Raw genomic sequence first — 25,333 nt, 5'->3', positions numbered from 1 at the left:
GGAGTGTCGTCATGCCGCCGCGCGGCGTTTGCGCGAAGCCGTCGTCGACTTCGCCGCGGCGCGGCCGCTCTTGCCGCCGCTCGTGCTGGCGCGAGACGTGCGCGTCGAGCGTGATTTTTTAGGCGCTGCCGTCGAGCCGCTGTCCTCGTCGGCATCGGAAGTTTCGTCGGCGGCTTCATCGTCCGCGGCACGCTTGCGCGAGCCCGACGCGGGCTTGCTCTTACCGCGTCCCAGGCTACGTTTGAGCAGATCGGACAAATCGAGAATATCCGCCGATTGACGCGATTCGCGCGGCGCTTCGATGTCGGTGATTTCCTCGGTCTTGCCCTCGCGGACCTTGCGCTCGACGAGCGCCATGATGTCGTCGCGGAACGTGTCGTGATATTTCGACGGGTCCCACGTGTCGCTCATGTCGTCGATCAGTTTCTGCGCCATGTCGAGCTCGCGCGCGCTCACGCCGGCGGCCTTGGCACCTTCGGCGGGCAACTTGAATTCGTCGAAATCGCGCACTTCGTCGGCCCAGCGCAGCGTGTTCAGAGCGAGCACCGGGCCGACTGGAATCAGCGCCGCGAGATGCTGCTTGTTGTGCAGCACGACGCTTGCGACGCCGACCTTGCCCGACGATTTCATCGCCTCGCGCAGCAGCGCATAGACCTTTTCGCCTTTGCGGTCGGGCGTCAGGAAGTAAGGCGTGTCGAGATAGAGAAACGAGATGTCCGGGGCGTCGACGAATGCGAGAATATCCACGGTCTGGGTCGACTCGGGATTGGCCGCGCGGATTTCCTCGTCGCTGAGGACGACGTACTTGTCCTTCTCGTACTCGAAGCCGCGCACGATGTTATCGCGCGTCACGTCCTTGCCGGTGCGCTTGTTGATCTGCTTGTAGCCGACCGGATCGATCGTGCGCTTGTCGAGCAGATTGAAGCCGACCTTTTCCGATTTCGTGGCCGGATATAACTGCACCGGTACGTGGACAAGGCCGAAGCTGATCGCGCCTTTCCAGATCATGTGTGCCATCGTGCGCTCCCCTGGGCCTGGAATCTAGGAGAAGCAGCAAGCATGCCACGGCGCTCTGCCGACGCACGGCGCGGGCGCGCCGTCATCAGCGCGCGCCGTGCTGTAACTCTTGCATGATGGCGGCAAGAACTACGGAGTCCCGCGTATTGCCGCCTCGCCTTCTATCGACACAACAGCGGTACTTCCGCGAAGCCGCGAAAACGCACGCGTCCGCCGCGCGTCGGCTCGCCATCGAGCTGATACGACGGAAAACGTCGAACGAAACGTCCGATGGCGATCCGCGCTTCGAGCCGTGCGAGCGAAAGCCCCGCGCATTGATGGATGCCGAAGCCAAACGCAAGGTGCCGGTTCGGCTCGCGGCGGATGTCGAAGCGGTCGGGGTCGGCGAACTGCTCGGGATCGCGATTCGCCGCGCCGATGCACAAGGTGACCGGCGTGCCGCGCGCGACCGGCTGGCCGCCGATTTCGGTATCGACAGTCGTCATGCGGTTGCCGAGCTGGTTCGAGCTCTCGTAGCGCAGGCATTCCTCGATAGCCGATTCGATCAACGACGGTTCGGCGAGCAAGGCCGCGCGTTGGTCCGGCCATTCAGTCAGCGTGACTAGCCCGTTGCCGATCAGATTCGTGGTGGTTTCGTGGCCTGCATTGAGGATGAAGATGCAGTTTTGCAGCAGTTCTTCTTCCGACAATTGCTCGCCGCCGGCCTCGCCCTGAATCAGCCGTGTCAGCACATCGTGCTGCGGATCGCCCGGCTCGCGTCGGCGCCGCGCGACCAGGCCGCGCAGATAATCGACGAATTCGCTGACGGCACGGTTGCCGCGCTCGAACTGCGCGTCGGTGAGCGACGGTTCGAGCGCGCCGAGAATCGCGAGCGACCAGTCGCGCAACGGGGCGCGTTCGGCATGCGGCACGTCGAGCAGATTGCCGATGATCTCCACCGGAATCGCCGACGCGAAGTCGCCGATCAGGTCGATGCGTCCGCGCTCGGCAGCGGCGTCCAGCAAGCCGTCGACGAGTTGGACCAGACCCGGCTCCATCGCCGCGATTGCTCGCGCGGTCAACGCGCCGGCGATCAGCTTGCGCACGCGCGTATGGCGCGGCGGATCGTTGAATACGAGACTCGTGGTGTGATGCGTGTAGAGCGGCGAGTCGCCGTACTTCGGACGGAATTCGACGGTCTTGTCCGAACTGAAGGTTTTCGGGTCGCGGTACACCGCCTGCACGTCGCGAAAGCGCGTGAGAAAGAGCGAGCCGTCCGGCATGCGCTTGACGGGTTCGTGAGCGCGCAGCGCGTGGTAGACCGGGTATGGGTTCGCGTAGAACTCGGGGCTCAGGTGGCGCAGATCGAAGTTGCGCGCGAGGGTGGCTGCGTCGGCGGTCGCCGTGGACATGCGTTGTCTCCTTGTTGTGTGTTTCTGTGCTCGTGTGTTGCGGGGCGTGTTTTGGTCGGGCGCTCGCTGCGTTTTGCGTGTGCTTTGCCTGTACGTTGGCTGTGCGTTGCCACTGCTTCGCGGCGCTTCAGTGCATGAAGTCCGTTTGAACTTCACGCCAAAATCCCGCGGCGGCTTCTGCATGCAATGGCAGTAAGCAGTGAGCGTGGTTTGATGCGTCAGTATGAACCGGGCGGACGCGGATTGCACTGGAGCCAACGCCCTGTTTGCGTTTCACGCGATGAGAGGCGCTCGCTGGCGGCAGCAAAGCACTAGGACGGCCCCCTAGCCCCCGAGCCGTTACAATAGCGGCATTTTCCGCGCCCCCTTCGCGCTCGCCCTTTCCTGCATCACTTCCCGCGTCAATGCGTCGTTCATGAACCTCGTCATCCAAAGCCCCGCGCCCCTTTCCGCCGATCACCACAAGACGCTCGTCGCGCTCGCACGCGGCTCGCACGCGACCGTCATCGATGCGACCGCGATTCGCATTGCCGACGCGGATGTCGCGCAGCGCCCCGACCTCGACGTCTATTGCGGCACGCATCGGCTGGACTACGCGTTTGTCGAAAGCGGCCGCCGTTTGCGCGACTTCGGGCTCGTGGCAATGGACATGGATTCGACGCTGATCACGATCGAATGTATCGATGAGATCGCCGATTTCTGCGGCCTGAAAGCGGAAGTCGCGGCGATCACCGAGGCCTCGATGCGCGGCGAAATCAAGGACTTCAACGAAAGCCTGACGCGCCGCGTGGCGCTTCTGAAGGGCCTCGACGCGAGCGCGCTCGAACGCGTGTACGAAGAACGCCTGCAACTCTCGCCAGGCGCCGAGCGGATGCTGGCGGGCGCAAAAGAAGCCGGGCTGAAAACGCTGCTGGTCTCGGGCGGTTTCAACTTCTTCACCGAGAAGCTGAAGGCGCGGCTTGGACTCGACTTCACGCGCGCCAATACGCTCGAGATCGTCGACGGCAAGCTGACCGGCAAAGTGCTCGGCGAAATCGTCAATGCCGATGTCAAAGCGCGCACGCTGCGCGAGACCTGTGCGCAACTGAACATCGAGCCGTCGCGCGCGATTGCAATGGGCGACGGTTCGAACGACCTGAAGATGATGGCGGAAGCCGGACTTTCAGTCGCGTTCCGTGCGAAGCCGGTAGTACGCGAAGCGGCCAGCGTGGCGTTCAACCACGTGGGGCTCGACGGGTTGTTGCGGTTGTTTGAAGCGTGATGCAGTTCGACGGACCGGCGCGATAGCTCGACGCGACGGTGCGATGGTGCGATGGTGCGATGGTGCGATGGCCAGGTGAAACGGCTGCATGATCGTCAACCAATGCTGCGCCTGACGGCGCAACCAGGCGACGTTATTTTCTCGGAAGCCCGAGAAGAAATAATAAAGCCGTGCTGATCCCGTCGACGACGATGAAGATGGTGGACCACTTCACAAGACGCGTGCGATTTTGTTCCGATGCCAGAAAACTTACGACCTTATTCATAGTGCCTCCTTGAGCGGTCAGTATAACGGCCCGACTATCCCATAAATGACATGATGCAGATATGTAGGATTGCCAATAGTAGGGCGGCCGCACACGTGGATGCGATCGAGCAGCCAATTGCCGTTCGGGAGAACGTCCGCGCCGCCGGACGCGCAGTATCGGAGTTAGAGGCTGCAGCCGGCCGGGCGTACCGTGTACTCAGAAGACACGTCATCACCACAATAGAACACGCAAACGCGAGCAGGCAAAAAGCGACAATCCCCGACTCCATAATCGGCGCGGCAGCGCTGCCCTGCTCCAACGCCGTCACCAGCTCATACACTCCGGCAGCGCACAGACCGATCGCACACCAGAACAGTTGTCCGTCCTTGATCGAGTCGGCGATCAATTCTTTCGCCACCGTCCAGCCATGTGCCGGCGCGACGAGCGCCAGCGTGAAGACCGGGCCGACGATCGGCACGCCGAGGTTCAGCAACATCCAGAAGAATAGGTTCATCGAAGCTCGCGGTCGTGCTCGGCAGTGAAATCGGATACGCACGATCGTAGCGTTTGCGCACTGCCGCAGCTATTCAGCCAAACGGCTAGTTCGTGAGGCAAAGCATAAGAAAAAAGCCCACTGAAAACCGAAGTCCAGTGGGCTTGTGTCGCTGCAACATTGCGTCGTCGCGGCGCGGAAAATTCACATCAGGTTTGCCTAAACTTCACGCGAGCGCCGCCAAACACTGCTCGATGTCCGCACGCAGATCCGCCTCTTCCTCAAGGCCGATATAGAACCGGACCAGCGTGCCCCGATGCGGCCACTGCGCCTCGGTCCGCATCGATGCGATGTCGTACGGCATCACGAGGCTATGCGCCCCGCCCCAACTCCAGCCGATCGCAAAGAGCTCCAGCGACTCGCAGAACGTGTCGATTTGCGCCGCACTATAGCGAGCATCGAACACGACGGAAAACAGTCCGCCCGCGCCCGTGAAGTCGCGTTCGTAAAACTCATGGCCCGGACAGTCGGCAATGGCGGGATGCAGCACCGCGGCAATTTCCGGCCGCGTCTTCAGCCACTGCGCGAGCGCGAGCGCCGAGCGGTCGTGCTGCTGAAAGCGTACCTGCATGGTCGGCAGGCTGCGCAGAATCAGCGAGCAGTCATCCGACGATACCCCGAGGCCCATGCGCATGCGCGCCGACTTCAGCTTCAGATGCAACTCGCGATCGACGGTAATGGTCGCGCCCATCAGCACGTCGCCGCCGCCCGATTGGTACTTGGTCAGCGCCTGCACCGAAATATCCACGCCGTGATCGAACGGCCGGAAAGCGAGGCCGGCGGACCACGTGTTGTCGATCGCCGTGACGACGTTGCGCGCGCGGGCCGCGGCCGTGATCGCGGGCACGTCGGACACTTCCATCGTCACCGAGCCGGGCGCCTCGAGCCAGATGAGCCGCGTGTTCGGCTGGATCAGGTCGGCGATTCCCGCGCCGATCATCGGATCGTAGTAGCGCGCCGTCACGCCGAAATCGCGCGCGAGCCAGTCGGCGTGATCGCGATTCGGCGAGTAGACGTTATCGGGAATCAGCACGTCGTCGCCCGACTTCACAAGCCCGAAGTACACGTTCGAAATCGACGACAAGCCCGACGGCTGCAACAGCGCGTGATTGCCGCCCTCGATGGCGGCAAGGCGCTGCGCGAGCGCTAACGAGGTGGGCGTCGCATGCAGGCCGTAGCGCCACTGCGCGTCGTTTTTCCAGTCGAGCGCGCGCATCGTCGCGAGGTCGGGAAATACGACCGTCGATGCACGCGTCACCGGCACGGAGAAAGACTCGAAGCCCGGCGTGAGTTGGTCTTCGGCTTGCACGATGCGGGTTTGCAAAGCCCGCTTGAGTTTTGATTGGGTCATGGCGAATTCGATGAAAAAGACAATGCGACGAGCGGACAATGCCGCGCCGTTCACGCAAGAGTAGACGAGTCGGCGGATTTTCGCCGCGGCGGGCGCAAGGGCCGCGAGGCTCGCGCCGTCGCGCGATTACTCGCCGGTTTGGAGATTGCTGACGCCGCCCACCGGGTGGCCCGCGCCGGTTGCGGGTGCGGATTGAGCCGGCAACGAAGGTGCGGTTGCAGCAGGCGCAGTCACATTACCCGGCTTACCCGCTTTGCCCGCCGCGGCCGGCACCGCTTGCCCCGCCGCCAGCGGCTTCAGATCGAACGGCTGCGGGTCGGAATCGTCGACGTTCATCCGCTCGCCGGCCAGCGAACCGTCGGCGGCGAACTTGCCGACCCAGTTCCCGGTGATGTGCGTGCCGTCGTTCGACTCCTCGACTTCGAGCGTGTCGCCGTCACGGTCCCCCGCGATCAGGATCAGTTCGCCGGTATCCGCGAACTGATATTCGCCGTGGACGCCCGCCGGATCGTCGGCTTTCGGGCCTAGGCGCAGCACGATTGGCCGCGAGCCGAGCGTGCCGCTGTAGCGCGGCAATTTCGCGAATTCGGGGCTCGGCTTGAGCGGCAACTGGATCGGCGGCGGCGCGGCAAGTTCCTTGACTGCGTCGCTCTGCGCGCAGGCCGCGCCCGGAAACCAGGCCACCGCGCTCACCGAGAGCAATGCGGCAACACTCGTCGCCGCCCAGCCGCGCCGGCGTACCGCGCCTTCCACCGATTTCACTTCCCGCATCCGTCGATCCTCATTGCTTGATACAGCTTGTGCGCCTTTCGCGACACCGTTCGTAAAATTCAGATCCGCTCGAAGACCGCCGCGATGCCCTGCCCGCCGCCGATGCACATCGTGACGAGCGCGTAGCGCCCGCCGATGCGCTGCAGTTCGTACAGCGCCTTCACGGTGATTAGCGCGCCGGTCGCGCCGATCGGATGACCGAGCGAAATGCCCGAGCCGTTCGGGTTGACCTTGGCCGGATCGAAGCCCAGTTCCTTGCTGACCGCACAGGCTTGCGCGGCGAACGCCTCGTTGGCCTCGATCACGTCGAGATCGGCGACCGTCAGGCCGGCGCGCTCGAGCGCCTTGCGCGTCGCCGGCACCGGACCGATGCCCATATACGCCGGATCGACACCCGCATGCGCGTACGACACGAGCCGCGCCAACGGCTTGATGCCGCGCTGCTCGGCGACGCCGCGCTCCATCAGCACGACGGCCGCGGCCGCGTCGTTGATGCCCGACGCATTGCCCGCCGTCACCGTGCCGTTTTCCTTCGCGAACACGGGCTTGAGCTTCGAAAAGTCTTCCGCCGATGCGTTCATGCGCGCGTGTTCGTCGGTGTCGAACACGACGTCGCCTTTCTTCGACGCCAACGTGATCGGCAGGATCTGTTCCTTGAAGTAGCCGTTCGTGATCGCGTGCGCCGCGCGGCGATGCGATTCTAGTGCGAGCGCGTCTTGCGCTTCGCGCGAAATTTCGTATTTGCGCGCGACGTTTTCCGCGGTCACGCCCATATGGATCGACTGGAACGGATCGTTCAGCGCGCCGACCATCATGTCGACGAGCCGCGCGTCGCCCATGCGCTGACCGAAGCGCGCGGCGGGCATCGAGTAAGGCGCGCGGCTCATGTTCTCCGCGCCGCCGCCGATCGCGATGTCGGCGTCGCCGAGCAGCACGCTCTGCGCGGCCGAGACGATGGCCTGCAAGCCCGAGCCGCACAGCCGGTTGACGGTGAGCGCGGGCGTGTGCTGCGCGACGCCGCCGTTGATCGCGGCCACGCGCGCGAGGTACATGTCTTTCGGTTCGGTATGCACGACATTGCCGAACACGACGTGCCCGACTTCGTCGCCGGACACGTTGGCGCGCAGCAGCGCCTCGCGCACGACGCGCGCGCCGAGTTCGGTCGGCGCAATATCCTTCAGACTGCCGCCGAAACCGCCGATTGCCGTACGCACACCGCTCACCACCACTACGTCCCGTTGCATCGTTCGCTCCTCTTTCAGTCTCTGCCGATAGTTTTGCTGCGGCGTGACCAGCATCGCCACGCGCGCCTTTACGACGCTCAGCCCGCCAGAATCTCTTCGACCGCCGCGCGCGAAGGAATCGGCGCGACCGCGCCATAGCCTTGCGTGGACAGCGCCGCCGCAACGTTCGCATAACGCGCGGCTTCGAATGGATCGTCGCCCTCAACGAGGCGCGCGATAAACGCGCCGCCGAAGCAATCGCCCGCGCCGGTTGCATCGACCGCATTGACGACGTGGCCCGGCACGACGCGCCGTTCATCCGGCGTCGCGATATACGAGCCGTCCTTGCCGAGCTTCAGCGCCACCACTCGCGGACCGTGCGACAGCAGAAAGTCGACGATCTCGTCGCGGCCCGTCAAACCGGTCAGCTCGGTGACGTCGTCCCAGCTCGGCAGGCAGATGTCGGTTTGCCGGATCGCTTCGAGCATCACGGCGCGCGCGCGGTTCAGTGGCCACAGCTTGAGGCGCAGATTCGTGTCGAAGCTCACGCGCACGCCGTTGGCGCGAGCATGCGCGATCGCCTCGAGCGCGGCATCGCATGCGGACAGGCTGATCGCGAGACTGATGCCCGACAGATGGACGACCTTGGCCGCGGCAATCGCGTCGAGCGGCAGGTCATGCGGCGCATAGCGGCTCGCCGCCGAGCCCGCGCGCAGATAGTCGAACGCGTGGCCGTCCGGACCGTGCGATACGAAATACACGCCGGTCGACGCCTGCGGATCGACGCGCACCTGCGCCGTCTCCACGTTCTCGCGTTCCCACAGGTCGATCAGCAGCCGTCCGAAATGATCGGCGCCGACCGCGGACACGAAGCCCGTCCGCGCACCTTGCCGCGCTGCCGCGATGCAGAAGTTCGACGTATCGCCGCCGAAGCCTTGCAGATACTTCGGCTCGCCTTTCGCCGACTGGTTGAACTCGATCATCGCCTCGCCGAGCGCGAGAACGTCCGGGTTAGCGGGCGTGTTCACCGTCATCGTTCAGACCTCGCCCCACAGGTCGTGACCGTCCGCGCCGGTGATCTTCACCGACACGAAGTCGCCGACCTTGTAACGCTTCGACGCCTTCGCGGCCGGCGCGATGTATACGACGCCGTCGATCTCCGGCGCATCCGCGGCCGTGCGGCCAATGCCGCCGTCGGCGTTGATTTCGTCGACGAGCACTTTCAGCGTCTTGCCGACCTTCTTCGCGATCCGTTTGGCCGACACCTGTTCGGCCACTTCCATGAAGCGCGCGCGACGCTCTTCGCGGACTTCGTCCGGCAACGCGCCGTCGAGCTCGTTCGCCGTTGCGCCTTCGACCGGCGAATACGCGAAGCAGCCCACGCGATCCAGTTCGGCTTCGCGGATGAAGTCGAGCAGCGTCTGAAACTGCTCCTCGGTTTCGCCGGGAAAGCCCGCGATAAACGTGCTGCGGATCGTGAGATCCGGACACATCTCGCGCCACGCCTTCACGCGCTCCATCACCTTCTCGGCGTTGGCCGGGCGCTTCATGCGCTTGAGCACTTCGGGATGCGCGTGCTGGAACGGCACGTCGAGATACGGCAGCACATGGCCCTTGTACGGACCCGTTGCCATCATCGGAATGACTTCGTCGACGCTCGGGTACGGATACACGTAATGCAGGCGCACCCACGCGCCGTATTGCGCGGCCAGTTCGCCGAGCGCGCCGACGAGATCGGTCATGCGCGTCTTGATCGGCTTGCCGTTCCAGAACCCGGTGCGATATTTGACGTCGACGCCGTAGGCGCTCGTGTCCTGCGAAATAACGAGCAGTTCCTTCACGCCGGACTTGAACAGATTCTCGGCTTCGAGCATCACTTCCGCGACCGGACGCGACACGAGGTCGCCGCGCATCGACGGAATGATGCAGAAGGTGCAGCGATGATTGCAGCCTTCGGAAATCTTGAGGTACGCGTAATGGCGCGGCGTGAGCTTGACGCCCGCGGGCGGCACGAGATCGACAAACGGATCGTGCGGCTTCGGCAGATGCATGTGAACATGCTGCATCACTTCGCCGACAGCATGCGGGCCGGTCACGGCCAGCACTTTCGGATGCACTTCTTCGATGAGGCCCGAGCCGCTCGCGCTCTTCTTCGCGCCGAGGCAGCCGGTCACGATCACCTTGCCGTTTTCGTTCAGCGCCTCGCCGATCGCGTCGAGGCTTTCCTGCACCGCTTCGTCGATGAAACCGCAGGTATTGACGACCACGAGGTCCGCGCCGTCATAGGTGCCCGAAATCTCGTAGCCTTCGGCGCGCAGCTGCGTGATGATCTGCTCGGAATCGACTAAAGCTTTTGGGCAGCCGAGGCTAACGAAGCCTACCTTCGGACTGGAAGGCGTCGGCGAGGCGGAAGAAGTGGTTTGCGACATAGGTGAATCCGGCGGATAGCGGTGACGTGGCGACAATGGGGATCGGGGACGGTGCGGCAAGCGGTGTGGCAAGGACAGGCGGCTCAGAAAACCCATGTCCCCGACTGCTGAAGATTCAGCGCCCCGCGCACGCAACCCGCTATTGTACCGCGCGCATTGGGCACGCGTCGGGGCGGGCGTTCGGACCCGAGCCCGCGCCTGAGCCGCTCGCCTACCCGCCGTCCGCAACGAGCGCGAGCGCCGACACAACCTTACGTCACTTCTTCTCCGGCTCCGGATTCGCCTGCGGAGTGGCGGTAGCAGACGGTGCCGCGGAGTTTGCGCCGCCCGGCGTGAACGGGAACGTCGCGAACATCGACTTCGCCTGGTTCTGCATCTGCTCCTGCATCTGCACGAACATGTTTTTCGACTGCTCGATGTAGCTGGTCATCATGCCTTGCATCATCGGCGCCTGCATGTTCATGAATTGCGACCAGACCTCCGGGTTCATCGCCTTGCCTTCGTACAGGTTCTTCGACTGATCGGCGAGCTTTGCCTGAATGTCGATGAACGCCTGGATGTTCTTCTCCAGATACGTGCCCATCATGCCCTGCATCGCATGGCCGTAGAAACGGATGATCTGCGACAGCATCGACGACGAGAACATCGGCAGCCCGCCGCTCTCCTCTTCGAGAATGATTTGCAGCAGGATCGCGCGCGTCAGGTCCTCGTTGCTCTTCGCATCGATAACCTTGAAATCCTCCTGGTCCAGCACGAGTTGCTTGACGTCCGTCAGCGTGATGTACGTGCTTGTCTCGGTATCGTAAAGCCGCCGATTCGGATATTTCTTGATCAGTCGTTCGGCTGCTTTCTTTGTAGTAGTAGTCATGTAACGCCTTTGAGCGCAAGTAAAGCGCGGACGGCGTGCCGGCTGCGCAATCGGGCCGTTGCGCAACGGGACGCCGCCGGAACCATCCGAGCGGGGCGCGCTGCCTCGTGAGCGGCGCGCCGCTTGCTCAGCCCATATGCAAACCGCCGTTCAGCGAGAAATCGGCACCCGTGGAAAAACCCGATTCTTCGGACGCGAGCCACGCGACGATCGAGCCGATCTCATCCGGCCGGCCGAGGCGGCGCACCGGAATCGTCGCAACGATCTTTTCGAGCACGTCGGGGCGGATCGCCTTGACCATGTCCGTGCCGATGTAGCCAGGCGACACGGTGTTGACCGTCACGCCCTTGGTGGCCACTTCCTGCGCGAGCGACATCGTGAAGCCGTGAATGCCGGCCTTCGCGGTCGAGTAGTTGGTCTGGCCGAACTGCCCTTTCTGCCCGTTCACCGACGAAATATTGATGATGCGCCCAAAGCCGCGCTCCACCATCCCGTCGATCACCTGCTTGGTGACGTTGAAGAGACTGGTCAGGTTGGTGTCGATCACCGCGGTCCAGTCTTCGTGCGTCATCTTGCGGAACACGACGTCGCGCGTGATGCCCGCGTTGTTCACCAGCACGTCGATCTCGCCGACCTCGGCCTTAACCTTGTCGAACGCGGCCTTGGTCGATTCCCAGTCGCCGACGTTGCCTTCGGATGCGACGAAGTCGAAGCCGAGCGCCTTCTGCTCTTCGAGCCATTTCACACGGCGCGGCGAATTCGGGCCGCAGCCCGCGACGACCCTGTAGCCTTCCTTGTGCAGGCGCTGGCAAATGCTCGTGCCGATGCCGCCCATTCCGCCCGTTACATACGCAATTCGCTGTGTCATAACCTAGACTCCGTTGTCGTTCTTGAGGCGCCGGCCGGCTGCCCCAGCCGGCTACCTCTACCCTCGCCTGATGCTTTGTCCACACTGCCGCCGGGCGACCGGCCGGCGAGGCCGCTCTCGGGCGTCACACGAGCGCGCGCCGGATTCGCAAAGCGGCGCGCGTCAACACCGTGCACGGCGCCTGATGCGCGGTCGGCGTGCGGATCGTCGTCAAACGCGCTCGAGCGCCAGCGCGACGCCCATGCCGCCGCCGATGCACAGCGAAGCCAGGCCCTTCTTCGCATCGCGCTTCTGCATTTCGTGCAGCAGCGTGACGAGAATCCGGCAGCCGGACGCGCCGATCGGATGGCCGATCGCGATCGCGCCGCCGTTCACGTTGATCTTCGACGTGTCCCAGCCCATCTGCTTGTGCACGGCGAGCGCCTGCGCGGCGAAGGCTTCGTTGATCTCCATCAGATCGAGATCGTTCACGCTCCAGCCCGCGCGCTCCAGACAGCGCTTCGACGCCGGCACCGGACCCATGCCCATGATCTTCGGATCCACGCCCGCGTTCGCGTACGCCTTGATGCGCGCAAGCGGCGTGAGGCCGAGCGCTTCAGCCTTTTTCGCGGACATGACGACCACAGCCGCCGCGCCGTCGTTCAGACCCGACGCGTTAGCCGCCGTGACCGTGCCTTCCTTCGAGAACGCCGGCTTCAGACCTGCCAGCGACTCGGCCGTCACGCCGTGACGCACGAACTCGTCGGTGGCGAAACGCACCGGGTCGCCCTTGCGCTGCGGAATCTCGACCGGCACGATTTCGTCGTCGAAACGGCCCGACTTCTGCGCGGCTTCCGCCTTGTTCTGCGACAGTGCCGCGAACGCGTCCTGCTGTTCGCGCGTGATGTCGAATTCCTTCGCGACGTTTTCCGCCGTCACGCCCATGTGATACTGGTTGTACACGTCCCACAGACCGTCGACGATCATCGTGTCCACCAGCTTGGCGTCGCCCATGCGGAAGCCGTCGCGCGAGCCCGGCAGCACGTGCGGCGCGGCGCTCATGTTTTCCTGACCGCCGGCGATCACGATGTCCGCGTCGCCCGCGATGATCGCGTTGGCCGCGAGCATCACCGCTTTGAGGCCCGAACCGCAGACCTTGTTGATCGTCATGCCGGGCACCGCCGAGGGCAGCCCCGCCTTGATCAACGACTGGCGCGCCGGATTCTGTCCCGAGCCCGCCGTCAGCACCTGGCCCAGAATGACTTCGCTCACCTGCTCGGGCTTCAGGCCCGCACGTTCCAGCACCGCGCGAATCACAGTCGCGCCGAGTTCGGGCGCGGCGATCTTCGCCAGCGACCCGCCGAATTTGCCCACTGCCGTACGCGCGGCCGATACGATCACAACATCAGTCATTTCCATATCCTCCGGGCTTCGCGGCCAATCAGGCCGGGGCCCGTCAAGTTAAAAATCTCGTTGCTCGTGAACCTGCTAGCTCGTCTTGCCCCGTTGCGTTGGGTGGCATCTGAGATCGTGTTCTTACTCGCGCTTGCGCACGTAGCGGCCCGGCGCCGGCTCGATAACCGGGAATTCCTCCGAGCCCGCCGCGGCGCGCGGCTTCACTTTCCTGCCGCCGTACTGATCGAGCCACGTGGTCCACTCGGGCCACCAGCTTCCGGGCACTTCCTTCGCCTCGCCGAGCCAGTCGTCCGGGTTCTCAGGCAAGCTCTTCTGCTCGCCCTCGAGCGTCCAATAGCTGCGCTTGTTTTTCGCGGGCGGGTTGATGACACCCGCGATATGACCCGACGCGCCGAGCACGAACTTCAACGGTCCGGTGAGGAGCGGCGCCGACGCATAGGCCGACGGCCACGGCACGATATGGTCGTCGCGTGAACCGTAAATGAAGGTGGGCACGTCGATCTTCGACAGATCGACCGGCTCGCCGCAGGTGGTCACTCCACCCGGTTCGCGCAGACGGTTCTCGAGATATGTGTTGCGCAGATACCAGACGTACATGGGACCGGGCAGGCTCGTGGAGTCGCTGTTCCAGTACAGCAGGTCGAACGGCACCGGTGTGCGTCCCTTCAGATAATTGTCGACGACGTAGTTCCACACCAGGTCGTTCGGACGCAGGAACGAAAACGTGTTGGCGAATTCGATGCCGCGCATGAGTCCCGGCGGCGCACCGTTCTTGCCGCCGATGGTCTGCTCGCGCATTTGCACATGCGCTTCGTCGACGAAAATATCGAGCACGCCGGTGTCGGAAAAGTCGAGCATCGAAGTGAGCAGCGTCATCGACGCGGCCGGATGTTCGCCGCGCGCCGCCGCAACCGCGAGCGCGGTGGCGAGCATCGTGCCGCCGATGCAGAAGCCGAGCGTGTTGATCTGCTCGCGGCCGCTGATCTTGCTCACGGTTTGCATCGCGGTGAATACGCCCTCGCTGACGTAGTCGTCCCACGTCTTATGCGCGATGGAGGCGTCCGCATTGCGCCACGAAATCAGGAACACCTGGTGGCCCGAATCGAGCGCATGGGCGACGAGCGAGTTCTCCGGCTGCAGATCGAGAATGTAGTACTTGTTGATGCAAGGCGGCACGATCAGAAGCGGCCGCTCGCGCACGGTCGCCGTGCGCGGCTTGTACTGGATCAACTGCATCAGGTCGTTTTCGAACACGACCGAGCCTTCGGTGGTCGCGAGATTTTCGCCGACCACGAAACGCGATTCGTCCGTCTGCGAAATCTTGCCGCGCTGCATGTCGGCAAGCAGATTCATCACGCCTTGCCGCAAGCTCTCGCCCTGGCTCTCGAGCAAGGTCTTTTGCGCCTCGGGATTCAACGCTAGGAAATTGCTCGGCGACGCGGCGGCCGTCCATTGCTGAACGGCGAAGCGGATGCGCTCGCGCACTTTCGGCTCGGTCTCGAGCGCGTCGACCATTTCCTGCAGATAGCGCGCGTTCAGCAGATACCATGCGGCGGTGAATGCGAAGGCCGGCGTGGCGCTCCATGCGTCCGAGCTGAAGCGGCGGTCCTTCAGTTCGGGCGCCTTCGGCGCCGCGCCGCCGCCGCTTGCCTGCTGCAGCAGCACCATCGCTTCACGCGTGTAGTCGGCTTGCAGTTTCTGCAGACGTTCAGGAGGAATCGCCGCGGCAGGTAGGCTCAGACCGGCGAACGACGGCATGCCGGGTATCCCACCACCGGCACCCGCTGCACCCGCTGCGAGCTTGCTGAAGTCAGGCATGCCAGGGAACGATGGCATCGACGGCATGCCGGGCACGCTCCACGGCGCCGCGCCTTGAACCGGAGGAAATTGCGGCATCGCGAACGGCGCGCCGTTGCCGCCGCCCGCCGTGCCTGCGCCCAACGAGCGCCAGGCGTTTAACCACGCGTCGAAAAATGGCTGAAGGCCCGCGGTCGCTGCGGCGCCGCTCGCGCCACTGGTGCCGGCCTGCTGCGTTTGCTCCTTCGAGGAGTCGGTGCTGGGGGAAGCTGGGGAATGAGGAGCTGCCATACCTGCTTTTGACCGGTAAGTCCTTGCGGACGGTTGAGAGGCAGGTTCTTGCGCACGTGGGCGATCGCTCGCGCCCTCGTCACGCCCTGTCCCATGTACGAGGAGCTGTGAGGAACATTCTTGCTCCCCATCGCAAGGCATGTCAATGCTTGTTCCCGATTTTGCCGCAGTGCGATAGTTTTTTAATTATCGTTTTCCCTGTATCACTGGCCGGCATTTTCAGACATATGTCAATCGAATGGCGGATTGCGAAAAAACGCTGTATTGCCGCGCTTAATTCACATTTATTGCTCGGTGTTAATGCGGGTATTAACGGACGAAACGATTCCGTTCGACGCTTCCGGCAGCGCAGCAAAATGCGAGTCGCGCTCGTCTCAGTCGCCGAGTGTCTGAGCTTCGTTGTCGAGCCAGATCAATGCGGCCATGCGCCCTGTCTCACGATCGCGGCGGTATGAATAGAAGCGCTCGCGCTCGCTGACCGTGCACATGTCGCCGCCGACAACGCGCGTCACGCCGAGCCGCTGCAAACGCAGACGAGCCAGCGCCGGAAGATCCGCAAGATATTTGCCGTCGGTTCGCGGATGCGCGACGAAGGCGCTCGCGGTTGCATCGCGTTCGCTCGCTTCCGCGCCGTCGAGGAATGCGTCGCGCACGTCGGGCCCGACTTCGAACGATTGCGGTCCAATGCAAGGTCCGAGATACGCGTGCAACGCGTGCGCTTCTACGCCGGCGAGTTCGGCGACGCGGCCGGCCGTCTGCTCGACGATGCCCGCAGCGAGTCCGCGCCAGCCCGCGTGCGCCGCGCCCACTGCACGGCCGGTTTCGTCGCACAGAAGCACCGGCATGCAGTCCGCGATCATCACTACGCACGCGATGCCCGCGCGATCCGTGGCGCTCGCGTCCGCTTGCGTCGGCGCGCCGTTCGCTTGCGCTTCGCGAAGCGCGTCCTCGGCTCGCACGATGCGCGCCGCGTGTACCTGATCGAGCCACGCGGCATCGGCGACGCCTGCCAGCGTGAGGAGCCGCTCCCGATTGGCCGCGACCGCGGCGGGATCGTCGCCGGACTTCATGCCGAGGTTCAGGCCGCCGGGTTCGTCCGCGCCGTCGCGCCAGCGACCGAACGGCGGCTTGCTCACGCCGCCGTTACGCGTTGTGACGAGCGCGCGCACGCGCGGCGCCACATTCCACGCGGGTTGCACGACATCGGCAAAGCTCAGTTCGGGCAGGCTGGTCATGCGCGATCGTCCTTGTCTTGCTGTGGGTTGTGGTCGTCGGGTTCGTCGGCTTGGTCGTGCTCGTCGGACTCGTCCTGCTCGTCGTATTCGCCGTGCGGATCGTGCTCGTCGGCGTCGTCGTGCTCGTCGTAGTCCGCGGCCTCGTAGCCGTCTTCCTCATAGTACGTCTCGTCGAACTCGCCCGCATCGTCGCGACCAAGACCCAGCGCCGCCGACAGCGCCGCGATATCTGCCGGCACGTCCGCGCGCCATTGCATCGTGCGGCCGGTCTTCGGATGAATCAGACCGAGGCGCCATGCATGCAGCGCCTGACGCGCGAACTCGCCGGGCAGCGGCGTCACCGAGCGCTTGCCGCGCGCGCGCCCATACACCGGATCGCCAAGCAGCGGATGGCCGATATGCGCGCAGTGCACGCGGATCTGATGCGTGCGGCCGGTTTCGAGATCGCAGTGAATCGCGGTGACCGGCTGACGCTGCCAGATCGCCGTATCGACGCGCCGGAAATGCGTGCGCGCCGGTTTGCCCGATGCGCCGGTCACGACGGCCATGCGCGTGCGCTCGCGCGGATCGCGGCCGATGGGCGCGTCGATCGTGCCTTCCTCGGGCATGTTGCCCCACACGAGCGCGAGATAGCGGCGCTTGACCGTGCGCGCCTGCAACTGGCGCACGAGGTCGGTCTGCGCCTCGAGCGTGCGCGCGACCACCATCAGCCCCGACGTTTCCTTGTCCAGCCGATGCACGATGCCCGCGCGCGGCAAGCCCGCCGCGGCGTCGCCGTAGCGGTACAGCAGACCGTTGAGCACGGTCCCGCTCCAGTTGCCGGCCGCCGGATGCACGACCATGCCGGCCGGCTTGTTGATGACGACGAGCGTGTCGTCTTCGTAGACGATCTCGAGCGGCACCGGTTCGGGCGTGAACGCGAGCTGTTCGGGCAGCAGGTCGGGCACGAGTTCGATGGTCGCGCCAAGCGGCACCGGCTGGCGAATCTTTGCCGGCTTGCCGTCGATCCGCACGCGCTCCGCCTCGATCCAGCTTTGCAGGCGGTTGCGCGAGAATTCGGGGAAAAGGCGCGCGAGCACCTTGTCGAGGCGCTCGCCTGCCAGTTCGTCGGGCACCACGACACTGCGCGGCGTTTCGTCCGCGACACGGTTTGCCACACTCGGCACCATGCTGGCGAGCGCGGCTTTGCCGAGCGCGTCGGCGGGGAGGTCGTCGTCGAGCGAATCGGGGCCCAACGCGTCGGAGGGGTCGGCGCTTACGTTATAATCTTCGTTGCTATTCCGGGCACCGGTTGCAGCGCCTGGAGTATTTGAGCGGGTCATTGAGTCTGGGTCACCTGGACGTAAAGCTAGACTGGAAAATGCGAGCCTTGAACACCATCACTAAAGCGGCGATCAATTTGAAGGCCATGAAGAGCGCGGCCCGGAAAGTGGCCGGATACATTGCGTGTGCCGCAGCCGTCGCGGTTGTTGCGGCTTGCCACGGCCTGCCGGAGAAGACCGACGAAACGGCAACGTGGAACAACAACAAATTATATACGGAGGCGAACGACGCCCTGAGCGGCGGCGACTTCGGCAAGTGCGCGAAGTACTTCGAAATGCTCGAAGGCCGCGACCCGTTCGGCCACTTCGCCCAGCAGGCGCAGATCAACGTCGCGTACTGCAACTGGAAAGACAATGAAGCCGCGGCTGCTGATCAGGCTATCGACCGCTTCATCCAGTTGCACCCGGATCACCCGGACATCGCCTATGCGTACTATCTCAAAGGCATGATCCACTTTAACGACGACCTCGGTCTCTTCGGCCGCTTTTCCGGCCAGGACATGAGCGAGCGCGATCCGAAGTCGCTGCGCGAGTCGTACGACGCGTTTAAGGTCGTGGTCGACCGGTATCCGAACAGCAAATATGCGCCGGACGCCGCCCAGCGCATGCGCTACATCGTGAACGCGCTGGCGTCGCACGAAGTCCATGCGGCGGATTACTACTACCGCCGTGGCGCGTATGTGGCTGCGATCAATCGCGCGCAGCTCGCGTTGAAGGAATACAAGAACGCACCGGCTATCGAAGACGCGCTGCACATCATGATGCTGTCGTATCAGAGGCTGAACCAGCCGCAACTCGCCGACGACACCAAGCGCGTGCTCGCCGGCACCTTCCCCGACAGCCCGTACGTCACGGGTCATGCAAGGCCGGGTAAGGAAAAGTCGTGGTGGCAGTTTTAAGCCGCGCCGCGGTGTGAACCGCGGCTGAACACGAGTTGCAAAGCAAAACGCCACGACTTCGGTCGTGGCGTTTTGCTTTATGCGTTAGCGGGATGGGTTGGCCATATCGACTAGCCGAATCAGTCCCGCTCGAACAACGCAATCGACTCGACATGCGACGTATGCGGGAACATGTTGACGACGCCCGCACCCACCAGCCGGTAGCCCGCCTCGTGCACGAGCAGACCGGCGTCGCGCGCAAGCGTCGACGGATTGCACGACACGTAGACGATGCGCTTCGGCAGCGGTCCATCGCCGCTTTGCGCGATTTCCGCCAGCGCCTTCGCGACGGCCAGTGCGCCTTCGCGCGGCGGGTCGACCAGAAACTTGTCGAAGTGGCCGAGCGCGCGCATGTCGTCGGCGGTGACTTCGAAAAGATTGCGGCATGCAAACGACGTGTGCGCCGCCACGCCGTTCAGCTCGGCATTGGCCAGCGCGCGCGAGGTCAGCACGTCGCTGCCTTCGATGCCCACCACTTCCCTCGCGATGCGCGCGAGCGGCAGCGTGAAATTGCCGATGCCGCAGAACAGATCCAGCACGCGGTCCGTGCGCGCGGGCGCGAGCAGGCGCAGCGCGCGGCTCACGAGCACACGGTTGATCGCGTGATTGACCTGCGTGAAGTCGGTCGGCTTGAACGGCATGCGGATGTTGTACTCGGGCAGCGTGTAGTCGAGCTGCACGTCGAGCGGATACAGCGGCGTGACCGTGTCCGGGCCGCCTGGCTGAATCCAGAACTGCACCTTGTGCTCATCGGCGAACTCGCGCAGCACTTGTTCGTCGGCGGCAGTCAAAGGCTCGAGATTGCGCACGACAAACGCCGTGACCGACGAGCCGACCGCCAGTTCGAGCTGCGGCATGCGGTCGTAGATGGACAGCTTGCGCACCATGAAGCGCAGCGGCATCAGCATCGCCGACACATGCGGCGGCAGCACTTCGCAGGTTTTCATATCCGCGATGTAGCTGCTCTTCTTCTCGTGAAAGCCAATGCGCATGCCGCCTTTTTCGGGCAGAAAACGCACGGCGAGACGCGCGCGATAGCGATAATCCCAGGCCGGTCCGTGAATCGGCCGGAACACCGTTTCGGGGCGCAGCTTCGCGAGATGCTGAAGGTTGTCCTCGAGCACGCGCTGCTTCACCGCGACCTGCGCGCGAATGTCGAGATGCTGCATCGAACAGCCGCCGCAAATGTCGAAATACGTGCATTTCGGCTTCGTGCGCATCACGCTTTCGCGGAACACCTGCACCACTTCGGCCTGTTCGAACTTCGGCTTGCTGCGATGTGTCGAGTAGCTCACGCGCTCGCCGGGCAGCGCGCCTTCGACGAAAATCACCTTGCCGGGTGTGCCGTCTTCGGACTCGATGCGGCCGACGCCGCGCGCTTCCATATCGAGCGAAACGATTTCGACGACCGGCTCGTTGCCGGTAATGACGGGCGCCGGAGCCGGCGCGGCTTTGTGGTATTTCGACGGGCGCTTCGGCGAGCGACGATGGTGGGCAGTTCGGGACACCTGCTACTTCCTGACAAACTTGGGGGAAAGGCGAGATTGTAGACGAAGCCGGCGCGAGCGACGCCCCGGCTCCGTGCACGCGGCCCCACGGCTATTGATCGAACGCCGCCAGATATTCCGCCCATTGCGGCGCGGTTTCGAGCGCGAGCGCGTTCTTGACGAGATTGATCTCGTCCGCATATTCGGCGGCGGAGAACGCGCCGCGAATCAACTGAAAGCGGCAATACAGCAGATACGTATTGACGACGTCGGTCTCGCAGTAATTGCGGATTTCCTCGATGCGCCCTTCCTGATACGCCTGCCACACCTGGCTGCCGTCCATGCCCATCTTGCCGGGAAAGCCGCACATCTTCGCGAGCGCGTCGAGCGGCGCGTTGGCGCGCGCCTGGTACATCGCGAGGACGTCCATGAGATCGGTATGGCGCGCGTGGTAGCGGCTGATGTAGTTGTTCCACTTGAACTCGCGGTCGTCCTCGCCGAGATCCCAGAACCGGTAGGCGGGAATCCCGTTGACGAGCGCGCGGTAGTTCAGCACCGGCAGGTCGAAGCCGCCGCCGTTCCACGACACGAGCTGCGGCGTGTACTTCTCGATCACGCGATAAAACGACTGCACCAGCGCCGCCTCGCCGTCTTCGAGCGTGCCGAGCGAGCGCACGCGAAAGCCGTTGTTATCGCGAAACACGCAGGAAATCGCGGCGATGCGTTGCAGATGATGCGGCAGAAAATCGCCGCCGGTCTTTTCGCGGCGCGCGGCGAACGCGTGCTCGGCGACTTCGGCGTCGCTCATCGTGGCGGGCAAATCTTCGAGACGGCGGATGCCGGCGACATCGGGAATCGTCTCGATGTCGAAAACAAGAATCGGTGTCATCAAGTCAGAGAACGGCGTCTTTGCGAACGCCATTAGAGGCGAAGAAGCGCTTTAACCGCACAAGCGCTTCCTGTTGGATCTGGCGCACACGCTCGCGCGTGAGGCCCATTTCATCGGCCAGCTCTTCGAGCGTGGCGGGTTCGATGTGATTCAGACCGAAGCGGCGTTCGATCACATGGCGATGCTTGTCCGACAGACGCGCGAGCCATGCGCGCGTGAGCGTTTCCAGTTCGCGATGCTGAACCTCCGCATCCGGCGACTGGCTCTGGTCGTCCGACAACAGATCGAGCAGACTGCTGGCCGGATCGAGATCGAGCGGCGCGTCGAGCGAGGCGGTGTGTTCGTTCAGCGCGAGAATGTCGGTGACTTCGTCGGTGGTCTTGCCGGTCAGATAAGCGATGTCGTCGATGCTGGCGTCGCGGCGCTCGGCTGCTTCGCCGGAGTTCATCGAATTCTTTTCCAGATGGCGCTTCGCACGCAGCACCTGATTGAGCTCGCGAATCACGTGCACCGGCAAGCGCACGGTGCGCGCCTGGTTCATGATCGCGCGCTCGATGCTCTGTCGGATCCACCACGTCGCGTAAGTGGAAAACCGGAAGCCGCGTGTCGGATCGAATTTCTCGATGGCGTGCATCAGGCCGAGGTTGCCCTCTTCGATCAGATCGAGCAGCGGCACGCCGCGATTCAGATAACCCTTAGCGATGCTGACGACCAGCCGCAGATTGCGCTCGATCATCACTTGCCGCGCTTCGAACTCGCCCGCCTTCGCGAGACGCGAGTACTTCTGCTCTTCCTCGACGGTGAGAAGCGGCTTCACGCTGATGCGATTCAGATAATGCTGGATCGTGTCGGCCGTGAGTTCGGCTTGCAGCAGCGCGCGGAAGTCGTCCGCGTCGGGCACGACCTCGGCTGCGCCTTCGCGCGCGTCGCCGCCTTCTTCGGCGCTCGGGCGCTCGTCGAGCTCGCGCTCTTCGACGAGCTCCTCTTCCGCTTCCGAAGCGCCGCTGTCGTCCACCGAAGCGGACGTGGCATTGCTGATCGTTTCAGATTCGGCTTGCGGCAGGCGGCGCTTCGGTTTCGGCATGGTCGTATCGCTTATTGCGGCGGCAAATACTTCAGTGGGTCGACAGGTTTACCCTGCCGGCGAACTTCGAAATGCAACATGACACGGTCTGAATCGCTGTTACCCATCTCGGCGATTTTCTGCCCCTTCGTGACCGCATCCCCCTCTTTTACCATCAAAGAGCGGTTGTGTGCATACGCGGTGAGATAAGTTGCGTCATGCTTGATGATAATTAGATTGCCGTAACCACGCAGCCCATTTCCGGCATAAACCACGCGGCCGTCCGCGGAGGCCTTCACCGCTTCGCCCGCCGCGCCGCCGATATTGACGCCCTTGTTGGTCGAATCGTTGAAGGTGCCGAGCAACTGGCCGCGCACCGGCCAGGAGAAGCTGATGTTGCTCGACGCGCCGGCAGTCGAATCGCTGGCTGCAGCGGCGTTCGACGGCGGCGTGAGCGCCGCGCTGTTCGCGCTCGAGCCGTAGATGGGCGGCGCGGCCACGCCGGCTGCCGCGCCCGTCGACGGCGCCGCGCCATTGAGCGGCGCGCTTTGCACCGCGCCGTTACTGCCGAGCGGCGCAGTCGCGACGCCCGGCGTCAGCGCAGCGGTGTTCGCGCCCGGCGGCACCACGCGCAGCAGTTGATCGACCTCGATCTGATTCGGGTTCGTGAGGTTGTTCCACGCGGAAATGTCGCGGTAGTTCTGGCCGTTCTCGAGTGCGATCCGGTACAGCGTGTCGCCCGGCTTCACGCGATAGTAGCCAGGCGGCGGCGGGCCGAGCGGCACGGCCGGTTGCTGCCCGGCCTGCGCGGCTTGCGTGCCGAGCACGCCGCCGCCGGAGCGGTCGACGACCGGCGCCTGATCGAGCCGGGATGCACAGGCTGTCATCAACAGGGACAAGGCGAGCACGCACACGCTACGCTGGGTTACGGACATGGGGACATTCAGGCTGGTTCTTTGCATCGCGCGCAACATACTCATCGGTGTCAAATCACTCCGGATTTTAAGGGTACAAAGAAAACGCGATCAAGCTGCGACTCGCGCCACTGCGCCGGCCCAAGGCGCTCGACGAGCGTCAGCACCTGGTTCTGGCCTTCCTGCGAGCCGACCGGCGCGATCAGGCGGCCGCCGATCGCGAGTTGTTCAAGTAATGCTTGCGGCACGTCGAGGCCCGCGGCGGCGATCAGGATCGCATCGAAAGGCGCCGCCGACGGCAGCCCCAAACGTCCGTCGCCATAGTGCAGCCGGATGTTCGGAATTCGCAGCGGACGCAAGTTTGTCTTCGCGCGCTCGGACAACGGCTTGATGCGTTCGATCGAATACACCTCGCGCGCGACCTGGCTCAGCACCGCCGCCTGATAACCGCAACCGGTGCCGATCTCGAGCACGTTGTTCAGCGCACGGCCCGTTGCGGCCAGCTCGATCATTCGCGCGACCACCGACGGCTTCGAGATGGTCTGGTGATGGCCGATTGGCAACGCCGCATCTTCGTAGGCCTGAACCGCGAGGCCGGGATCGACGAACATATGGCGCGGCACCACGGACATCGCGCTCAACACGCGCTGATCGGTGATGCCGTTCGCACGCAGGCGTTCGACCATGCGTTCGCGAACCCGTTCCGACGTCAATGCGGTTGCACGGTTCAGCGCGACGTTCGGCGCGGCGCCGCGCTCGTTCGAGCGGCTTGTCACGGACTTGGCGGCCGGCGAGGACGGTGCAGAGGAACTCACGGCCTTGCTCGCGGCTCGCGTAGACGACGACGCTGCACCCTTCACCGCGGACGACGGACGCGCGCCCGTGCTCTGCGCAATCGGCCGCGCCGGCGTCTTCACCGCAGGCGCGGCGAGCGCCCTGGGCGGCGTCACGATGAGCGGCCTCGCTGGCGTGCCGGCCGGCAATCTGTCCGCGACCGAAGCCGGCGCTCTCGCCTGCTTCGGCTGCGTCTTGCCAGCCGAACCGGGCTGCCCATGCTTCGCCGGCTGCTGCCGCGCATTGAGCGCGGCACTCGCGGCAAGCGCCGCCGCGCGCACTTCCCCTGGACGGCCTTCGGGCCGGCGCGGCTCGCGCACCAGATCTTCGAGGCCGAGTGGAAAGCGCTTCGCGCGCTCGCTCGTCATGAAGCGCCGCTGCCCGCACGCGCCCAGTCGTGTGCGGCCGGGAGCATTTGCGTGTGCGTCAGATCGAGCTGCAGCGGCGTGATCGACACATGGCCGTTCGCGACTGCGTGGAAATCCGTCCCTTCGCTCGCATCGCGCGCGCTGCCCGACGGCCCGATCCAGTAGATCGGCTCGCCGCGCGGATTGGTCTGCCGGATGACCGGCTGCGACGGATGCCGCTTGCCCAGACGAGTGACGCGCCAGTCGCGCAGTTGCTCGTACGGCAGGTTCGGAATGTTGACGTTCAGAAGGGGATGCCCCGGCAGCGGATGCGCGAGGTAATGCGCGACGATTTCCGCGGCGACGCGCACCGCGTCTTCGAGATGCACCCAGTCTTTATCGACGAGCGAAAACGCGATGGCCGGCACGCCGAACATGATGCCTTCGGTAGCCGCCGCGACGGTGCCCGAATAGAGCGTGTCCTCGCCCATGTTCTGGCCGTTGTTGATGCCCGAGACGACGAGGTCCGGCGTGTGGTCGAGCATGCCCGTCAACGCAATGTGCACCGAGTCGGTCGGCGTGCCGTTCACGTAGTAGAAACCATTGGCCGAGCGCAAAACCGAAAGCGGCCGCGACAAGGTCAGGGAATTCGACGCGCCGCTGCAGTTCTGCTCGGGCGCCATCACGGTCACGTCGGCGAGCGGCTTGAGCGCTTCGTAAAGCGCGCCGAGGCCGGGCGCCAGGTAACCGTCGTCGTTGCTGAGTAGGATTCGCATGCGGCGATTGTAACCGAGGAAAGATGGCGCGCGAACGACACGGCAAGCGCGTTGCGCAGGCCACGC

At 64.2% G+C, this 25,333-nt stretch carries 22 protein-coding genes; 2 read left to right on the top strand and 20 right to left on the bottom strand.

Features of this window, described 5'->3' with window-relative positions:
* Positions 1–9: 9 nt before the first annotated feature.
* On the bottom strand, positions 10–1,017 hold the full coding sequence (locus C8K18_RS13060) for a Ku protein (RefSeq protein WP_006048895.1): 1,008 nt from the start codon (positions 1,015–1,017) through the stop codon (positions 10–12).
* 161 nt (positions 1,018–1,178) lie between these two features.
* Positions 1,179–2,408, bottom strand: coding sequence for a cytochrome P450 (locus C8K18_RS13055; RefSeq protein ID WP_107707708.1), 1,230 nt, complete (start codon positions 2,406–2,408; stop codon positions 1,179–1,181).
* Between the two features lie 415 nt (positions 2,409–2,823).
* On the opposite strand from C8K18_RS13055, the gene serB reads away from it, so the two are divergent.
* Complete coding sequence (gene serB / locus C8K18_RS13050) at positions 2,824–3,669, top strand: phosphoserine phosphatase SerB (RefSeq protein ID WP_107707707.1); 846 nt, start codon at positions 2,824–2,826, stop codon at positions 3,667–3,669.
* Between the two features lie 299 nt (positions 3,670–3,968).
* Here the strand turns inward: serB and C8K18_RS13045 are convergent, their stop codons facing one another.
* From C8K18_RS13045 to C8K18_RS12990, 12 genes are all read right to left on the bottom strand, one after another.
* Positions 3,969–4,430, bottom strand: coding sequence for a hypothetical protein (locus C8K18_RS13045; RefSeq protein WP_107707706.1), 462 nt, complete (start codon positions 4,428–4,430; stop codon positions 3,969–3,971).
* Between the two features lie 205 nt (positions 4,431–4,635).
* A complete protein-coding gene (locus C8K18_RS13040; protein WP_053858035.1) occupies positions 4,636–5,820 on the bottom strand; it encodes a cystathionine beta-lyase in 1,185 nt (394 codons plus the stop codon).
* A gap of 126 nt (positions 5,821–5,946) precedes the next feature.
* Complete coding sequence (locus C8K18_RS13035) at positions 5,947–6,591, bottom strand: hypothetical protein (RefSeq protein ID WP_107707705.1); 645 nt, start codon at positions 6,589–6,591, stop codon at positions 5,947–5,949.
* A gap of 59 nt (positions 6,592–6,650) precedes the next feature.
* Complete coding sequence (gene bktB / locus C8K18_RS13030; RefSeq protein ID WP_006048888.1) at positions 6,651–7,835, bottom strand: beta-ketothiolase BktB; 1,185 nt, start codon at positions 7,833–7,835, stop codon at positions 6,651–6,653.
* Positions 7,836–7,912: 77 nt separating this feature from the next.
* Positions 7,913–8,848 carry a sugar kinase gene (locus tag C8K18_RS13025; RefSeq protein WP_107707704.1) on the bottom strand — a complete coding sequence of 312 codons (936 nt, stop codon included), beginning with the start codon at positions 8,846–8,848 and terminating at the stop codon, positions 7,913–7,915.
* Between the two features lie 3 nt (positions 8,849–8,851).
* Positions 8,852–10,243 carry a 30S ribosomal protein S12 methylthiotransferase RimO gene (rimO, locus tag C8K18_RS13020; protein WP_107707703.1) on the bottom strand — a complete coding sequence of 464 codons (1,392 nt, stop codon included), beginning with the start codon at positions 10,241–10,243 and terminating at the stop codon, positions 8,852–8,854.
* 256 nt (positions 10,244–10,499) lie between these two features.
* Positions 10,500–11,111, bottom strand: a complete 612-nt coding sequence (gene phaR / locus C8K18_RS13015; RefSeq protein WP_006048885.1) for a polyhydroxyalkanoate synthesis repressor PhaR — start codon at positions 11,109–11,111, stop codon at positions 10,500–10,502.
* A 127-nt stretch (positions 11,112–11,238) separates the two neighbouring features.
* The gene (locus tag C8K18_RS13010) at positions 11,239–11,979 is read right to left on the bottom strand and encodes a 3-ketoacyl-ACP reductase (protein WP_006048884.1); all 741 of its coding nucleotides are present in this window, start codon (positions 11,977–11,979) and stop codon (positions 11,239–11,241) included.
* A 210-nt stretch (positions 11,980–12,189) separates the two neighbouring features.
* Positions 12,190–13,371, bottom strand: a complete 1,182-nt coding sequence (locus C8K18_RS13005; protein ID WP_029968296.1) for an acetyl-CoA C-acetyltransferase — start codon at positions 13,369–13,371, stop codon at positions 12,190–12,192.
* Positions 13,372–13,494: 123 nt separating this feature from the next.
* A complete protein-coding gene (phaC, locus tag C8K18_RS13000; RefSeq protein WP_181324887.1) occupies positions 13,495–15,462 on the bottom strand; it encodes a class I poly(R)-hydroxyalkanoic acid synthase in 1,968 nt (655 codons plus the stop codon).
* A gap of 374 nt (positions 15,463–15,836) precedes the next feature.
* Positions 15,837–16,697, bottom strand: coding sequence for a peptidoglycan editing factor PgeF (gene pgeF, locus C8K18_RS12995; protein ID WP_107707701.1), 861 nt, complete (start codon positions 16,695–16,697; stop codon positions 15,837–15,839).
* Positions 16,694–18,019 carry an RluA family pseudouridine synthase gene (locus C8K18_RS12990; RefSeq protein WP_029968293.1) on the bottom strand — a complete coding sequence of 442 codons (1,326 nt, stop codon included), beginning with the start codon at positions 18,017–18,019 and terminating at the stop codon, positions 16,694–16,696. The genes pgeF and C8K18_RS12990 overlap by 4 nt, the downstream gene beginning before the upstream one ends.
* Positions 18,020–18,057: 38 nt before the next feature.
* Between C8K18_RS12990 and C8K18_RS12985 the strand changes: the two genes are divergently transcribed.
* A complete protein-coding gene (locus tag C8K18_RS12985) occupies positions 18,058–18,918 on the top strand; it encodes an outer membrane protein assembly factor BamD (RefSeq protein WP_006048879.1) in 861 nt (286 codons plus the stop codon).
* 119 nt (positions 18,919–19,037) lie between these two features.
* Here C8K18_RS12985 and rlmD read toward each other — a convergent pair whose 3' ends face one another.
* The 6 genes from rlmD to surE form a co-directional block, all read right to left on the bottom strand.
* Complete coding sequence (rlmD, locus tag C8K18_RS12980; protein ID WP_107707700.1) at positions 19,038–20,465, bottom strand: 23S rRNA (uracil(1939)-C(5))-methyltransferase RlmD; 1,428 nt, start codon at positions 20,463–20,465, stop codon at positions 19,038–19,040.
* Between the two features lie 91 nt (positions 20,466–20,556).
* Positions 20,557–21,333 (bottom strand): 3'-5' exonuclease, encoded by a 777-nt coding sequence (locus C8K18_RS12975; protein ID WP_029968289.1) that lies wholly within the window; start codon positions 21,331–21,333, stop codon positions 20,557–20,559.
* Between the two features lie 4 nt (positions 21,334–21,337).
* Positions 21,338–22,417 (bottom strand): RNA polymerase sigma factor RpoS, encoded by a 1,080-nt coding sequence (gene rpoS, locus C8K18_RS12970; protein ID WP_006048876.1) that lies wholly within the window; start codon positions 22,415–22,417, stop codon positions 21,338–21,340.
* Between the two features lie 11 nt (positions 22,418–22,428).
* Positions 22,429–23,376 (bottom strand): peptidoglycan DD-metalloendopeptidase family protein, encoded by a 948-nt coding sequence (locus C8K18_RS12965; RefSeq protein ID WP_107707699.1) that lies wholly within the window; start codon positions 23,374–23,376, stop codon positions 22,429–22,431.
* 5 nt (positions 23,377–23,381) lie between these two features.
* Positions 23,382–24,512: a protein-L-isoaspartate(D-aspartate) O-methyltransferase gene (locus tag C8K18_RS12960; protein WP_107707698.1), complete on the bottom strand. Its 1,131-nt coding sequence runs from the start codon at positions 24,510–24,512 to the stop codon at positions 23,382–23,384.
* Positions 24,509–25,267, bottom strand: coding sequence for a 5'/3'-nucleotidase SurE (gene surE / locus C8K18_RS12955; RefSeq protein WP_053858026.1), 759 nt, complete (start codon positions 25,265–25,267; stop codon positions 24,509–24,511). Before surE ends, C8K18_RS12960 begins: the two co-directional genes overlap by 4 nt.
* Positions 25,268–25,333: the final 66 nt, after the last annotated feature.

Origin of the sequence: Paraburkholderia sp. GV068 (assembly GCF_003058125.1) — a bacterium.
GTDB lineage: Bacteria > Pseudomonadota > Gammaproteobacteria > Burkholderiales > Burkholderiaceae > Paraburkholderia > Paraburkholderia graminis.
Note: the sequence above shows the minus strand (reverse complement) of the source record. Positions and strands in the feature narration are given on the sequence as shown.